General features: G+C 48.9%; 14 protein-coding genes. 3 read left to right on the top strand and 11 right to left on the bottom strand.

Translation table 11 applies throughout. From position 1 onward, the window contains the following. Window positions 1-43 precede the first annotated feature (43 nt). The 10 genes from C2M36_RS03550 to C2M36_RS03505 form a co-directional block, all read right to left on the bottom strand. A complete protein-coding gene (locus C2M36_RS03550) occupies window positions 44-928 on the bottom strand; it encodes a hypothetical protein (protein ID WP_105253722.1) in 885 nt (294 codons plus the stop codon). Continuing rightward, window positions 925-1,530 (bottom strand): hypothetical protein, encoded by a 606-nt coding sequence (locus tag C2M36_RS03545; RefSeq protein ID WP_105253721.1) that lies wholly within the window; start codon window positions 1,528-1,530, stop codon window positions 925-927. The genes C2M36_RS03550 and C2M36_RS03545 overlap by 4 nt, the downstream gene beginning before the upstream one ends. Continuing rightward, window positions 1,523-2,065, bottom strand: a complete 543-nt coding sequence (locus C2M36_RS03540; protein ID WP_105253860.1) for an RNA polymerase sigma factor — start codon at window positions 2,063-2,065, stop codon at window positions 1,523-1,525. Before C2M36_RS03540 ends, C2M36_RS03545 begins: the two co-directional genes overlap by 8 nt. Window positions 2,066-2,179: 114 nt before the next feature. Next, window positions 2,180-3,094, bottom strand: a complete 915-nt coding sequence (locus C2M36_RS03535; protein WP_105253859.1) for a hydrogen peroxide-inducible genes activator — start codon at window positions 3,092-3,094, stop codon at window positions 2,180-2,182. 99 nt (window positions 3,095-3,193) lie between these two features. Then, complete coding sequence (locus tag C2M36_RS03530; protein ID WP_105253720.1) at window positions 3,194-4,462, bottom strand: inorganic phosphate transporter; 1,269 nt, start codon at window positions 4,460-4,462, stop codon at window positions 3,194-3,196. A 72-nt stretch (window positions 4,463-4,534) separates the two neighbouring features. Then, window positions 4,535-5,212 carry a TIGR00153 family protein gene (locus C2M36_RS03525; protein ID WP_105253719.1) on the bottom strand — a complete coding sequence of 226 codons (678 nt, stop codon included), beginning with the start codon at window positions 5,210-5,212 and terminating at the stop codon, window positions 4,535-4,537. Window positions 5,213-5,478: 266 nt separating this feature from the next. Next, on the bottom strand, window positions 5,479-6,180 hold the full coding sequence (phoU, locus tag C2M36_RS03520) for a phosphate signaling complex protein PhoU (RefSeq protein ID WP_105253718.1): 702 nt from the start codon (window positions 6,178-6,180) through the stop codon (window positions 5,479-5,481). Between the two features lie 59 nt (window positions 6,181-6,239). Continuing rightward, on the bottom strand, window positions 6,240-7,064 hold the full coding sequence (gene pstB / locus C2M36_RS03515) for a phosphate ABC transporter ATP-binding protein PstB (protein WP_105253717.1): 825 nt from the start codon (window positions 7,062-7,064) through the stop codon (window positions 6,240-6,242). Window positions 7,065-7,093: 29 nt separating this feature from the next. Further along, window positions 7,094-8,743, bottom strand: coding sequence for a phosphate ABC transporter permease PstA (gene pstA, locus C2M36_RS03510; protein ID WP_105187916.1), 1,650 nt, complete (start codon window positions 8,741-8,743; stop codon window positions 7,094-7,096). A 16-nt stretch (window positions 8,744-8,759) separates the two neighbouring features. After that, window positions 8,760-10,991, bottom strand: coding sequence for an ABC transporter permease subunit (locus C2M36_RS03505; RefSeq protein ID WP_105253716.1), 2,232 nt, complete (start codon window positions 10,989-10,991; stop codon window positions 8,760-8,762). Window positions 10,992-11,305: 314 nt separating this feature from the next. Between C2M36_RS03505 and C2M36_RS03500 the strand changes: the two genes are divergently transcribed. The 3 genes from C2M36_RS03500 to C2M36_RS03490 all read left to right on the top strand — a co-directional run bounded on the left by C2M36_RS03500 (window position 11,306) and on the right by C2M36_RS03490 (window position 15,467). Continuing rightward, window positions 11,306-11,806 carry a glycine cleavage system protein R gene (locus tag C2M36_RS03500; protein WP_105253715.1) on the top strand — a complete coding sequence of 167 codons (501 nt, stop codon included), beginning with the start codon at window positions 11,306-11,308 and terminating at the stop codon, window positions 11,804-11,806. 108 nt (window positions 11,807-11,914) lie between these two features. Continuing rightward, a complete protein-coding gene (ppk1, locus tag C2M36_RS03495) occupies window positions 11,915-13,993 on the top strand; it encodes a polyphosphate kinase 1 (protein WP_105253714.1) in 2,079 nt (692 codons plus the stop codon). Next, window positions 13,980-15,467, top strand: a complete 1,488-nt coding sequence (locus C2M36_RS03490; protein ID WP_105253713.1) for a Ppx/GppA phosphatase family protein — start codon at window positions 13,980-13,982, stop codon at window positions 15,465-15,467. Before ppk1 ends, C2M36_RS03490 begins: the two co-directional genes overlap by 14 nt. On the opposite strand, the gene C2M36_RS03485 is transcribed toward C2M36_RS03490, so the two are convergent. Then, window positions 15,464-16,081 carry a paraquat-inducible protein A gene (locus C2M36_RS03485; protein ID WP_105253712.1) on the bottom strand — a complete coding sequence of 206 codons (618 nt, stop codon included), beginning with the start codon at window positions 16,079-16,081 and terminating at the stop codon, window positions 15,464-15,466. The genes C2M36_RS03490 and C2M36_RS03485 overlap by 4 nt on opposite strands. Window positions 16,082-16,206 lie beyond the last annotated feature (125 nt).

Genomic DNA, 16,206 nt, shown 5'->3' with positions numbered 1-16,206 from the left:
GTCTGGGTGTACATCATTGATGCGTGCAACTCATACCTGCCTGCTATAAAGCGTATTGCTTAGCTCTGCTCAGCAAGTCTTTATGGTCCAGCTTACCGCTAACGCAACGGTTGATATCGGCCTTTTTAAACACCGCCATATGCTGATTACGCGACTGGCTAAACTGCACATTCACAAATTGCTCGTCGCTGATATCACGCATCCCTACCCCATAATCACAGAGGCTTCGCGCGACACTGGTCAGTGCTTTCCGTAATTGTTCCTGCTGCTGTTGCGCTTGTTTTTCCTTATGCTTTAAACGCTTCTCTTTCACCTCTTTTACCAGCACCTTATTTTTAGCATCGAGTGCATCTTTCTGTTCACGCAACTTCACGACTTCACGCTCTATTTCTTGCAACTGCTCGGTAAATTCCTGGTCATTGTCCTGCAGCTTGGATTGCATTTTCAGCTCACGCTGCTCACGGTTTAATTCACGAATGCGAAAGCTCAGCTCTCTTTGCGCCTCTGCGGCAGCACGCATTTGCTCCGACTGCTCGCGGATATCGTCTAATGAAATAATGACCTCTTTCGTTTCGGTGCCGACGACTTCGCCATTGACGAATTCCATATGACCATCATTCATGGTCACAGAATCTGCGGTGATCACCACCTCGGATGGTAGCGGTGGTATGGGGATATCCTCAAATTCACTCACAAACACAAAGTGATTATCCAAACGAATGCGGTATAAGACTCCTTGCTCGGCCAAATAAGTACTCGACACCTGCACCGACTGTTGCTCTAAATCCTGCTTCAACGCCGTGCCAAGGATATTTTCCACTATGCCAATTTGGCGTTGTACCTGATCAAACTCACCGGCTTGGGCAACGCCTGTGCAGGAAAACACACCGAGCGCAACGGTGCTTGCTATAAGGTATTTTTTCATCATTTACTCTCTGTGTTGTAAGCCGTGCTATAAGGCGGCTGTTGTTCAATTTGTTCTGCAATATCATTGAGCTGCATACGTAAATAGGCGCTATCTTCGGCGCGCTGGGCATTGATGTAATCAACCAGGGTAGCCATCGCGTTCTGTCGCTCGCTGCGGGCAATATCCACGGTTTGAGTGGCGATATCTGCCAAGGCTTCCTTTTGCCACTGCGACTGCGCCAGCAAGGCATCACTCAACTGCTGCATCTGCTGTTTTTGGACTGCCAGCGTTTGCTGTTGCTGCTGAATTTGCGCCACCAACTGCTGATTAGTGCCGTAAACCTGGTAGCCGCCAAAAAGCATGGCAATGCTCATCACCCCAGCGGCCACCCAATGAAAATATTGGCTTGAAGCCGTTACTGCAGGAAAGAGTCGCTCTGGCTGCCAGTGTTGAGGGACCTCTTGGGCAGCAAACTGCTTGGCGGCTCCTTGCCAATATTCGGCCTGTGTGAGCATGGGGCCAAAAACAGGGTCTTCAGCCAACGCCGCCATTTCATCCGCACTCAACTGCTCGCCCTCTAAGGCTCGGACAAAAAGTGCTTCTAGATAATTTTGCTTAGCCATCATTCACCTCCAGCTGCGGCTTTAAACGACCCAAAGCCGCATACAAACGTGTTTTGACCGTATTGGCCGATATCTCCAACTGCTGAGCAATCTCTTCAAAGGTGCAATGCTGGAAGAACTTCATTTCAACGACCACCCTTTGCTCAAATGGCAATTTAGCGAGCTCGGCTAACAAGTGTTGATTTTGCTGTGCCTGTATTAGCGGGCGCTCCATATGCAGTACGTTACTGCTGGGCTCAACCACCTCATCCATATTCTGATGCTGACGATGACGGCGAAAATGTTCCGCGGACTTGTTATAGGCAATACGAAACAACCAGGTATGCAATTGGCTACGCCCATTAAACTGACCCAGACCTTGATAGGCACTGATAAAGGTTTCCTGCATCACATCGAGGGCGTCGTCGGGATGCTGCAGCAGCCTGAGGCACTGGTTATACAGCCTTTTCTCATAGCGTTTCACCAGGGTCAGCCAGGCTTTATTGCTGCCGCTTTGCGCTTTTGTTATTAGCCGTTGTTCTGAGTCAAATATCACGTAATTAAGCAATCAATGGATTGTGTTATTAGGTTAGTTGCAAGGCAGTTGGAAAAAGTTTGAAAAAATTTAATTTATTTATAAAAAAAGCGGCCTAAGCCGCTTTTGAAAATATTATTCGCTGCCCACAGTGCAGCAGGTGCGAAGAAACTCGCCGACCTTATCACTGAAGAGACGGAAGTCGCCGATACGTCCAGTGGTTTTACGCCAAACTAAACCCACATCACGGTGGGCATCGGAGCCCGAACTCACCGCCAGCAAAGGTTTAGAATCTAAAATCCCGGCATTCAACGCCATTTGCGGTAAGAAGGTTACGCCAAGCTTGTACTCCACCATGGAAAGCAGAGTATGGAGATTGCTGGCCTCAAACGGATTAATACAGCTAGCACGCTCTAAGTTACAGGCACTGAGGGCATGACCCGTCATACAATGTTCGCGTTCGAGCAAGAAGACACTGTGCTCCGGCAACTGGTTGTAATCGACCTCAGAGTCAAGGTGGTAATCCTTATGATGTACCAGATAAAATTTATCCTTAGCGAGAACCTGGGTATGAAAACGACCGGTTTCATAGGGCAATGCCAGCAAGGCAATATCAATATGGCCATGTTCGAGTTTATCGAGCAGGTTGTCACTGGTGTCTTCTACCAGCACCAAGTCCAGATCTTTAAAGGTGGCCTTGCAATAGCAATGCAAGGGCGCGGCAATAAAGCTGGCGATGGTGGGAATAATACCAATCGTGAGTGAGCCGCTCAGCGGGTGTAAATGACTGCGGGTAAGCTCTTTAACACTCATGGTGTCATCGATAATCTTCTTCGCCTTTTCGACCACTTCCTCGCCAATGGCGGTAAACATCAGGCTGCGGTTTTCCCGCTCGATAAGCTGCACCCCGAGGTTTTCCTCAAGGTTCTGAATGGCGCTACTGAGGGTCGACTGACCGATATAACAAGCGGCGGCGGCGCGGCCAAAATGCTGGTGCTGGTGTACGGCTAAGAGATACTGAAGCTGTTTAATACTGGGTAGGTTCGTCATATTTATGCCCATAAATAAAAAGACCCCAACACCTAGGGCGTTGAGATCTTTTCAAGCTAAAAGACTGTTTAGTCGTGGTAGGCGATTGACGCCTACGCTTTATACGCCAAATGCTGTTCGTAATACGTAGAAGATTACAATAGCAAGCGCAGCACCAACAGGCAATGTAATTACCCAAGAAACAACGATATTTCTTATTACGCCCATATTAAGTGCAGCAATACCGCGGGCCATACCTACACCTAATACCGCACCAACTAAGGTTTGCGTGGTAGAAATAGGAAGACCAGTACCCGAGGCAATAACAACGGTAGAGGCAGCGGCAAGCTCGGCAGCAAAACCACGGCTAGGCGTTAGGTGAGTGATGCCTTCACCGATAGTTTTAATTACCTTCTTACCTAGGAGCGCAAGACCAACAACGATACCAATACCACCAAGAGGTAGAATCCACCAGGCAAGAGCTGCTTTCTTAGCGATTTCACCATTGTTTTCAACAATGTTAACTACCGCAGCAAGTGGACCAATAGCGTTAGCTACGTCGTTTGAACCGTGTGCAAAGGCCATACAACAGGCGGTCAGAACCATTAATACCGCAAACACTTTTTCAACGTTGTTGAACTGCATTTTCTTGTCGGCTTTAGGGTCCATCTTTAAGCGCTGGATAACGATTTTACCGATAATGGCAATAACAACGGCAATGCCGATAGAAAGCAGATAACCTTCCACTGCACCCATGTTAATACCTATGTGCTTTAAGCCTTTTTTGATCGTCACGAGTGACATAACAAAACCGGCCAGACCCATATACAGAGGTACAAAACGCTTCGCGTTCTCAAGCGGTTTCTCGGTATCAAAGATCAGCTTTTGCGCACTCATAAAGATAAGGTAAGCAATAAAGCCAGATATCGCCGGGGTGACAATCCAGCTACCCACTATACCTGCAACCTTAGTCCACTGAATCGCTTCACTGCCCACGGCAACAAGGGCGAAACCAATGATGGCACCAATGATTGAGTGAGTAGTCGATACCGGCCAGCCCAGGAAAGAGGCGATCAATAACCAGCTACCCGCTGCAAAGAGCGCGGCAATCATACCCAGAACCATGAGTTCAGGGATATCAGCAAATGGGGCGGCATCAATAATACCTTTACGGATCGTTGATGTTACTTCACCGCCAGCCAAGTAGGCACCGGCAAATTCAAAAATCATCGCAACGATGATTGCTTGTTTGATCGTTAGAGCTTTAGAGCCCACAGAAGTACCCATGGCGTTGGCAACATCGTTTGCACCGATACCATAAGCCATGAAGAAACCTACCGCTGCGGCTACAAGCACTAACACGGTACCGTAGGACGAAATAATATCCATCAGAAAAACCTTATTTTTTTAACTTTGTGTGATTTAACACCAAGCCTTTCACTGGGTTAAATCCTGGCAATGTTAACGGGCTAACAGTACTTCTAAACGAGCACCTACTCGTTCAGCGATATCTGCTAAATCACCCACCCATTCGATGATCTTGTATAAGAACATCACGTCAACGGGATTCATTGTGTCTTCGATGCGACGTAATTCATGACGCAATCTGATTTGCATGTCGTCCGTGTCTTGCTCAATAGCATCAAGCTCGACAAGCATTTTTTCCACCAGGGTTACTTCGCGACCGCGAAAACCGGTTTCCAACAACTCGTCAAGTTCATTGATAGCTTTTGATGCTTGTTTTGTTGCATCCACACAACGAGATAAGTACTGCAAGAAGTCTTTTTGGATGGTCTCAGGGATTGTCATCTCACGACCAACAACGCGTCCAGCGATGTCTTTTGCTTTGTTAGCAATCTTATCTTGATGAGTGATCAGCTCGAGGAGATCGGTACGCTCAACTGGAAGGAACAAACCACGTGGCAAGTTAAGACGGATTTCACGTTTTAACTCGTCCGCTTCACGTTCTAGTGAGCGAATTTTAAGGCGCAATTCTTCCGCTTCATGCCACTGCTTTTCAAACACATGTTCAAAAAACGGAATAAGCATGGCGCTGGCTTTATGCACCTTTTTAATATGATCTTCGATTGGTTTAATAGGTGATTTTGCAAAAACCCCTAAAAACGCATTACTAGGCATAACTGACCCTTTGAATCTTAGTTTGCAATAAAATCGTCATAAATAAGTCATAGAAGCGTCTTAGGATAACTCCTAGAATCGCGGCTAATGTAAATTTATTTTCGATTTGCATCTTTATGCTTCGGGCGTAATTTTACCTTATTAATCACCCAAACGCATGAATTTTCATGCCCAATTCATCATTGTTTTGCCAACTCAAAGACAATGAAAAATATGCGCATAAAAAAGGGCAAAAGTCCTTTCTGCCCTGGTATCCGTTCTAGCCGTTAGATGGTTTTCGCAATCGTATCCTGTGACACGTGGCGAATGTCTTTACCCTTAACGAAGTAGATCACGTATTCGGAAATATTTTGGCAACGATCGCCAATACGCTCCAGTGAACGTACCGACCAGATCAGCTCCATTACACGTGGAATTGAGCGTGGGTCTTCCATCATGTAGGTCATGATCTGACGCGTCAGCGCTTCATACTCACGGTCGACTTTTTCATCGGCCTTGTGCACTTCAAACGCTTTTTGCGCGTCCATACGGGCAAAGGCATCAAGCACATCGTGCAGCATTTTTGATACCAAGCGACCCATGTTTTCCATGTTCACCAACAAGCCCTGCTGGTCTTTGGTGAATGAGTCCAAGGCCACTTTGGCGATACGCTCGGCTTCATCGCCGATACGTTCTAAATCGGCGATGGTTTTGGCAATGGCTACCACCAAGCGTAAATCGCTCGCCGCCGGCTGACGCTTGGCGATGATGCGCGTACACTCTTCATCGATATTCACTTCCATGGCGTTTACGCGGTAATCGTTTTCTTTTACCTTCTTCGCCAGCTCGCCGTCGCCTTTGGCTACGGCGTCTAAGGCACTGTTTAGTTGCTGTTCAACCAAACCACCCATGCTTAGTACATGATTACGCACATTTTCCAGCTCTTCGTTGAACTTACCAGAAATGTGCTTATTGATATTGTGTTCCATAATGGCCTTCTTAATTCTTACCTAGTAATGATAGCAAGCATTGCTACGCCCATCACAGCTTAACCGTAACGACCAGTGATATAGTCTTCGGTTTTCTTTTTGCTCGGGGTGGTGAACAGCGTATTGGTATCCGCATATTCAATCAGCTCACCCATGTACATAAACGCGGTCTGGTCCGAAACACGAGCCGCCTGTTGCATGTTGTGAGTAACGATCACCACGGTAAATTTGTTCTTTAATTCGCTGATCAGCTCTTCAATCACCAAGGTCGAAATGGGGTCAAGAGCAGAGGTCGGCTCATCCAGAAGCAATACTTCTGGCTCAATCGCGATAGAGCGGGCAATCACCAGACGCTGCTGCTGACCACCGGATAAACCGAAGGCGCTGTCGTGCAGTCGGTCTTTTACCTCATCCCACAGGGCCGCGCCGCGCAGTGATTTCTCTACCACTTCATCCAGCTTACGCTTGTCTTTAATACCCTGAAGACGCAGGCCATAGACCACGTTCTCATAAATCGACTTAGGGAACGGGTTCGGACGCTGGAATACCATGCCGACATTACGGCGCAGTGCCGCCACATCGACGCGCTTGTCGTAAATGTTCTCACCGTGCAGCAGGATTTGACCCTCGATACGACAGGTATCAACCAGATCGTTCATGCGGTTAATACAACGTAAAAGTGTCGATTTACCACAACCCGATGGACCGATAAAGGCGGTTACCTGGCCCTTAGGGATATCCATGCTGACATCGCTAAGCGCTTGCTTGTCGCCGTAGTAAAGATCGAGGTTTTTAATCTGTAATGCAGTTTGCTCTGGCGTCAGATTAGTTAAGTCCAACTTTTGCGTGTTCGCTGCGTTTACTTCGGGTGCAACTGTAATCATAACGTTTTTACCTATCTCAATTCTTTACATTAGTTGTCTAGCGCGCGGAACTTTTCACGCAAATGGTTACGAATACCAATTGCCGTGATGTTCAGAGCAATAATCACTGTTACCAACAAGAATGCGGTGGCATATACCAGTGGGCGCGCAGCTTCTACGTTCGGGCTCTGGAAGCCAACATCATAAATATGGAAACCCAGGTGCATAAATTTACGGTCTAAGTGCACATAAGGGAAGTTACCATCAAGCGGTAAGGTCGGTGCCATTTTTACTACACCCACCAGCATCAGTGGTGCTACCTCACCAGCCGCTCGGGCAACCGCCAGGATCAGACCCGTCATAATGGCCGGGCTGGCCATGGGCACCACAATGCGCCATAGCGTTTCCGCCTTGGTCGCGCCTAGCGCCAAGGAGCCCTGACGTACCTGACTTGGAATACGTGATAAACCTTCTTCGGTAGAAACAATCACCACCGGCAAGGTCAGGATGGCCAAGGTTAAGGCCGACCAGATCACGCCCGGAGTACCGAATACCGGGCTTGGCGAGGCCTCTGGGTAGAACAATTGGTCGATGCTGCCACCTAGCATGTAAACGAAGAAACCCAGACCAAATACACCGTATACAATCGAAGGTACACCGGCCAAGTTAATAACCGCGATACGGATCATCTTGGTCACCGCGTTCTTCGCCGCATATTCGTGCAGATAAATGGCCGCAACCACGCCGAATGGTGTCACAATCACCGCCATCAGCATAACCATAAATACGGTACCGAAGATGGCTGGGAACACCCCGCCCTCGGTGTTTGCTTCACGGGGGTCGTCGGCAATAAACTTGCCTAATTGACCAAAGTAATGGCCGACCTTAGCGAAAAAGCCCATGTCGTTTGGTAGCCAGAAATCCAGCACCTGATAAAGAGGCAAAGTGACCATTTCGCCGCGCATGTCTTTGACCACAACCTGGTCGCGCTTGGCGTCATCACGTAGTTGGAATAAGGTTTTTTCCAGCTCTTTATACTGATCACGCAACGCCTGACGTTGGGCTTCCAGTTCTGCCGCGCGTTCGTGAGTCAGCTCGTTATCAAGTTCATAGGCGCGCTCTTTTAGACGTAAGCGCTCGAGCTCGTAGTTAATATGACCAATGTCGCCATTTTGCAGATCAAGGGCTTGTTCATTAAGCTCCACCGCACGTTCAACCAGCTCTTCAAGCTTTTCGACCTTGTCGCCCCGTACCGGCTGACCGTTTTCGATCACCTGCTCGATATAGCCGTAGAAGTTACCGTTTTTAGAACGCTCGAATACCGCCAAATTGTGAGGCGTCGATTGACTTTGGATATCGGTTTCCAAAATCCAACGGAAATCCAACTCCACATATTCACGGTTACCAGTTTTGATCAGGTAACGAGTTAGCTCTTCACCCTGAAAGTCGCCCAGGTCAACGCCGGACTGACGTACACGACTGGCCGGCACCACTTCACGGTCATAGATTTCACCTATTACCGTATGCTGCTCTACCGAGCCCTGAATATGAAATTCGTGTACCGGTGAGGCCCAGAAGAAGCCTAAACCGCGCCATGCTATCAAAGCCAACAGGCCGATTACCGAAATTAAACTGATGCTTACCGCACCACCGGTCATCCAAATCCAAGGAGAACCAGACTTAAACCACTGTCTTATCATGTCGTTTCTCCTCTAATTACAGTGAGCTGTACTTTTCACGCAGGCGCTGACGAACAAACTCAGCTAGCGTGTTAAAGACAAAGGTGAAAATAAACAGCACAAAGGCGGCAAGGAAAAGAATTCGGTAGTGCGAACTACCTACTTCTGACTCCGGCATTTCTACCGCGATGTTGGCCGCCAAGGTACGCATACCCTGGAAAATGCTCCAATCCATAATTGGCGTGTTACCCGTGGCCATCAATACGATCATGGTTTCACCCACGGCACGACCCAGACCCATCATAATAGCCGAGAAGATACCCGGGCTGGCGGTAAGTAATACTACGCGCACCAGGGTTTGCCATTGGGTAGCACCCAGCGCCAATGAGCCGTTAGACAGGTGCTTAGGCACGCTGAATACCGCGTCTTCGGCAATCGAGAAAATTGTCGGAATAACCGCAAAGCCCATGGCGATACCCACAACCAAAGAGTTACGTTGGTCGAAGGTCATGCCTAACTCGTTGGTGATGTACTGACGCACGTTGCCACCAAATAACCAGGCTTCCAGGTTACCGCTCATGGCAAATGACAACCAACCGATAAACAAGACCACAGGAATAAGAATAATCGAGTGCGCACCCTCTGGAATACGGTGGCGAATATGCTCAGGCAGCTTGGTCCATAACAGGGCCGTGGCCAGGATACCTATCGGCAGTAAGACCAGCAGAGCGATAATGGCCGGAAGGTTTTCCTCGATTAACGGCGCCAACCACAGACCGGCCAAGAAACCTAAGATAACCGTTGGCAAGGCTTCCATAATTTCAACCGTAGGCTTAACCACCTTACGGAGCTCGCTCGACATAAAGTAGGCGGTATAAATGGCCGCAGACAGCGCGATAGGCACCGCGAACAGCATGGCGTACATGGCCGCTTTTAAGGTACCGAATGAAATAGGCACCAAAGAGAATTTAGATTCAAAGTCATCACTGGCCGACGTTGACTGCCAGATGTAATCCGGCTCAGGGTAGCCTTCATACCAAACTTCTTGCCATAGACCAGACCAGGTCACTTCAGGGTGCTCGTTTTCAATTTCCAGCACGCTCACCTTGTTATCGGCAAGAATTAACGCCGCATTGGCACGCGGAGCAACGGCAAAGTTCTTAATGGCTCCTTCGGCCACCTTGCCCTGCCATAGCTTGGCTTCACTGGTGGTGTAATACAGGCCTAGCTCACCGTTGGCACCGGTAGTGAAGAAGGTGCGACGATAGAATTCAGAGTATATATTAATGGCTTTTTGCTTTGAGGTTTCAAAGGCGCGAATTTTCTTAAATTCCTTACCCTCATCGGTATTGACCTCAAACCACTGCGATACTTCGCCATTGTCATTGGCCAACATCAGTGAGTTGGCGCCGGCAAGTAGCTGCGCAGAGACGATATTGGCGTTTTCTTCGTTCGCCGCCAGAACCTGGGTCAGTTGCACATCATCGGCGTAACGGCTATCGAAAATATAGATTTGGTTGGCTGAGCGCACAAAAACGCGACTGCCATCAGGAGAAATCAACAACTCATCAATACGACCGTCGATATCCAGCTCGGTTTGCTCGGCAACCCACTCCACTTCACCGGTCATGAAGTTTTCTTCACCCACATAGGCGCTAAATACCACGCGCTTGTCGGCGGTCAGTGCCACGATTACGACCTTGTCTTCGCTCTTGGCAAAGGCAAAGCGCTTGATCGCTTCACCCTGCTCGTCAACCGTGAGCGGCTCACTGCCTAAGGGGTAGTTAAGTACAGGGGTCATCTGACGCTGGTTATTAGGGAAGCTGACCTTGAAGCTCGGCTTAACGATCATTACCTCACCGCTGTCCAAACCATAGGCGTACAGGCCCAGGTGAGGAGCGCTGGTCGCAAAGCTGGATACCGCGGCCGGTAAATCCGTTGTCAGCTCGGCAATCTGGGCACCAAAACCTTGCTCTTGAATATTGTAAAAATCAACAGCGCCGCTGCGCTTTAGCAAATACGCAATTTCGGTTTGCTCTTCCAGGCCAAGACCAACAACCTCTTGTTGATCTACTGCGAAGCTTGAACGTTCTTGCACATGAGCCGATTCAAAAATTGGCTGCACCACGTAGAGGAGATAGAAAAATATCAGCAACAGCGCAACTAGTACCATCACCCCGCCAGAGGTAATACTAAACTGAGCTATTTTGTCTTTAAACAGACGGCTTCTATCCGTGCTAAATGACAGTTTTTGCGGATTGGAAGTCATCAACTTACCCTTAGATCTTTACGATGCGCGGATTATATTTCATCAAAATGACAGTTTTGTTACATGGCGCCAAAACTGCTACGAAAAGCTTAATTTTCATCCCTGCCGCACACAGTGTTCAGGATTTAAGCAACTTGTTGCAAACAATTGGACAAACTTAAAAATGGGGTCAATACTTGCTGATGTAAGATTTGAATAAATATTCAAACCATTTCAAAACTTCATAATAAACATTACCTTAACGATTTTACTGAGGTTTATATATGCTCCCTTAAATGGGCTTTTCACTCACAATAATAAAGAGACAGTAACCTATGCAGCAGTTAGTTTTAACCGTAATCGGCCAAGACCGTCCCGGCCTCTTAGAAGACCTTGCTTCCATTATCCTTAGTCACCATGGTAACTGGCTGGCCAGTAACCTTTCCCATCTAGCCGGTAAGTTTGCCGGAATCGTCCAGGTCGAAGTGGCCGAAGAGCATCTGCGCGAGTTACAAGATTCGTTGCACAGCATCGCTCATTTGGAAATTCGCGTTGAATCTGGTGAGCTCTCCGATGCTACAACCGCCGAACAGATTAATCTGGTGATCACCGGCAATGACCGCCCCGGCATAGTGCAAGAGCTAGCCACGGTGATCCGCCATAAGGGAGCGAATATCACCCATCTCACCTCAAAACAGCAAAGTGCGCCGAACTGGGGAGTGCCCATTTTCAGTGCCATGGCGACCGTTTCACTGCCGCCGGGAATGAGCCGAGACGTGGTCATTGAAGCCCTTGAGTCCATTACCCCAGATGTCATAGTGGATATCGAAAACTAGCCTCAAACACCTGCGACCGGAATAGCCTTGGCCAGTGCCCATGTCATATTCCGGTCATATTTCCGCAATAAATTAACGCACTTAGCCAGCCTCTAATCTGAGTGTGTTATGAACATGGAACCAGTCGACCTGCACGTCACCAGCTATTATCCCAAGGAGCTGAGTTGGCTATCGTTTAACGAGCGGGTATTGCAAGAAGCCAGGGATACCAATAACCCCATTATCGAGCGCATTCGCTTTTTAGGAATTTTCTCCAATAACCTCGATGAATTCTTCCAGGTACGGGTTGCCGACGTAAAGCGCCGTATTCTTCTTAATAAGCTGCCTGACGCCAATTTCGACGAAGATGAAGCCTTAATGCAGCAAATTCAGGACAAGGTGTTAACTCTGGGCCATGATTTTAATCTTGCCTATGATGCCATCCTCAACACCTTGACCGAGCACAATATTCATGTGAAACGTCCGGAGCAACTTAGCCCTTTTCATTTGCAGTGGCTCGGCGACTACTTTAAGGCCGAGGTGCTCGAGCACTTATCGCCTATCCTAGTGGACCAAAACAAGAACTACTCTGGTCACATTAACGACACCATGACCTATTTTTTTGTGGAAATGCAGGATGATAAAAATCACTATGCGCTGCTGGAGGTGCCCACCAACCGCCTGCCCCGCTTTGTGGTGCTGCCGGCGGAAAAAACCCGACGCCAGAAAACCATAGTGCTGCTCGATGATATTATTCTTTATTTTCTCAAAGACGTGTTCGGCAACTTTTTTCACTTCGATACCATTCGTGGCTACGCCATAAAGCTGACTCGCGACGCCGAGTACAACCTGGATGATGAAATCGAAGAGGGCTTATTGGATAAGATGTCCAAGGGCCTGAAACAGCGCCTACGCTCCGAGCCGGTGCGCCTGGTTTATGACCACACCATGCCCAGCGAAATGCACAAGGCGCTGCGTAAGCGTTTGGGTATCAACCGCTTTGATGCCCTTATTCCCGGTGGCCGTTATCGTAACTTCCGCGACTTTTTGGCTTTTCCCAATGTGGGGCGTCGCTATTTGGAAAACAGCCCGCTGCCAAGCCTTCGCTCCCATGCCTTCGAGCGCTTTAGCAGCGTGTTTGATGCCATCAGCCATGAAGACATCTTGCTCTACTACCCCTATCACACCTTTAACCATTTTTTGAACTATGTGCGCCAAGCATCATTCGATCCGGATGTGGTGCATATCAAGGTCAATATTTATCGCGTTGCCAACCAGTCGCGCTTGATTGGGGCCTTGGTCAATGCCGCCAAAAACGGCAAGAAGGTGACCGTGATGGTGGAGCTCAAGGCCAGATTCGATGAGCAGAACAATATTCAGTGGGCCAAATCCCTCGACGAAGCCGGGATCAAGGTTATCTTTGGTATTCCGTCTTTGAAGGTGCATTCCAAGTTGTGTGTGATCCACCGTAAGGAGCAGGGGCAAATTGTTTCCTATGCCCACATAGGCACGGGTAACTTCCACGAGAAAACCGCGAAGATCTATACCGACTTTAGCCTGTTCACAAAAGATCCTGCCATTTGTGACGAATGCGATAATGTTTTTAAGTTTATCGAACACAGCTACAAGCCGTTTAATTTCGAGCACCTGATGGTGTCACCGGTGAATGCCCGTGAACGCATCTACAGCTTGATTGAAGAGCAGTGTCAGCTTAAACGCAATGGAAGCATTCTTATTAAGATCAACAACCTGGTTGATAAAGAGCTGATCGATAAGCTCTATCTCGCCTCACAACAAGGAGTCAAAATACGCCTGATTATTCGTGGCATGTGCTCCCTGGTCCCCGGCATTAAAGGCCTCAGCGACAATATTAAGGTGATCAGCATAGTGGATCGCTTTTTAGAGCACCCACGAGTCATGGTGTTCGGGAAATATGAGCAAAGCAAGGTGTTTATCTCCTCCGCCGACTGGATGACCCGCAACCTGGATCATCGTGTTGAAGTGGGCGTGCCCATTTATAGCCCGGCGCTGCAACAAGTGATCATCGATATTCTCGAGCTGCAATGGCGCGACCGCAGTAAAGCCCGTATTATTGATGCGCAACAACAAAATCACTATGTGCGTCGCGGCAATAAGAAGAAGATCCGCTCGCAAATAGCCATACATGATTACCTGAAAAAATGGGAAAGCAGCCGTGCCAACCAATGAGCCCACCACCTATGCCGCCGTTGACCTAGGCTCGAACAGCTTTCATCTGCTGTTGGCCCGTGAAGTTGATGGCCGCTTCGAGGTCTTACACAAGGAAAAACAGCGAGTCTACCTCGCCGCCGGTTTAGATCAGCGCGCCTGTCTGAGCGACGAGGCCATAGACAGGGCGGTGGCCGTGCTTAAGCAATTTGCCCAGACCCTGGCTGACTTTCCCGCCGCCAATGTTAAGGTGGTAGCCACCTATACCTTGCGCCGGGCACGCAACGTCAAACGCTTTATGCAACGTGCACGGGCCATTTTTCCCTTTCATATCGATGTGATTTCCGGTCAGGAAGAAGCACGTCTTATCTACCAAGGAGTGGCTCAACATCTGCATCATGATGGTCGCCGCTTGGTCATAGACATAGGTGGTGGTAGCACCGAACTGGTGATCGGCGAACACCATCAGCACTTGGCGCTCAGTAGCCGCAACATGGGCTGCGTCAGCTATTCGCAGCAGTTTTTTGCTGATGGCCGGATCAGCAAAAAGCGCTTTCAACGCGCCATTTTGCGTGCCGAACAGGAGTTGGAGTCGATCACCAATACTTATGGCCAGTTAGGCTGGCAACATGTGCTTGCCACCTCGGGCACAGCCAAAGTCCTCACCGCCATATGCCATGAGGGTGACTTGAATCAGGCTTTGACCCTGAACGATTTACTGCAACTGATGAACGGTAGCTGTGCAGCCGGTCATATCGACCATCTCCCCTATAGCGAGCTGGTCGCCGAACGTCGCGCCACCTTTTGCGGTGGCCTGGCCATACTGATCGCTGTGATGCGCTCATTGCACCTGGATAAACTCAATTATTGCGATTACTCGCTACGTGAGGGCCTGCTGCACGAATTGCATGAAAAACTCACAGACAAGGATATTCGCGTTACCACCATAGCCAGCCTAAGTGCTCGCTATGTGGTCGATACCGAGCATGCGGCCAATGTCTGTGACTCCTTACAATGGCTGTTTCCTCACCTTGCCACGCCGTGGCAATTGAGTGAAGAGGATTTAGCCACCCTGAAGTGGGCCGCGCAACTGCATGAGGTGGGCCTGAGCATCAATTCCTCCGGATTACATAAACACAGCGCCTATATCATTGCCAACAGCCAACTCCCCGGCTTTACCCAGGAGCAACAGCGGCTGCTGGCAACCTTAACCCGATTCTATCGCAAGAAAATTAAGCTCAGAGACATGCCCGACTTTATCCACCTGCCACAGGCCACGCTGTATAGACTAATAGCGCTGTTTCGTCTGGCGGTGCTGCTTAATCGTAAGCGTCAGGCGCTCAGCAAACCCCAGTTTGCTATTACCGTGGATGGCCATTCATTATGCCTGGAGTTTAGGGATAAGTGGCTCAGGGAGCACAGCCTGTTCGCCGCCGACCTGGAAACGGAGCAAAGACAATGGCAAAAGTTGGGCTTAAAACTGCAGGTGTTTTAAGCCCTCTTCCAATGCTGGCGCTGCTGATGTAAAACAATACTGGTGATAATCGACACCAGACAATAAACGAGAAACAGCCAAAAGCCCTGATGTAACTGCGCCTCCATCATCACCAACTGACCAAAGTGGCCATCTGCATTGCCGCCCAGGTAGGTGATGATCAACGCCAACACAAACACATCGGCCATGCTCCACTTACTCAGCTTTGCGCTAAGCCCTTGCATACGTTCTGCTACAGGCCTTGGCCCGAGCAGCAAGACGGCAAATTGCAAGCTGGATTTAAACAGCGGCACCACCACGGAAAACATTGCCACCAGCACGGCCACCAGGACATTATCATGTTGATATAACTCCACCACAGTACCCCAGATGCTGCGGGTTTTACCATAGGCCTCAATATGCCCCTCGAGACGGTCCAAACCGAGCATTTGCGACAAGGTATGGAGCATATAACGACTTTGGCTGTCGCTGTCCTCGGTGATGGCTTCCACGGCACTGTTGGCCAGCTCTGACTTGGCTATTTTCGCTTCTATGGTCAATGCCGGCTCGGTGACCGCAAAAGCCAACAACAGCAGGGAAAAAATCAGCAGTAGACTAATCAAAAAACGACGCACGGCATTCCTCCAAGAGAGTCAAAAAGCGCAACATGCGGGCCGCGCTGTCTCGCAATACCTTGTTATTATGGCCCTTTTTGTACATATATGTACACGAATTAACTAGGAACAGCTTGCCCTAAGGG

The organism is Pseudoalteromonas sp. T1lg75, from assembly GCF_002964705.1.
Lineage (GTDB): Bacteria > Pseudomonadota > Gammaproteobacteria > Enterobacterales > Alteromonadaceae > Pseudoalteromonas.
The sequence above is the reverse complement of the archived record's forward strand: the minus strand, read 5'-3'. Positions and strand labels throughout refer to the sequence as shown.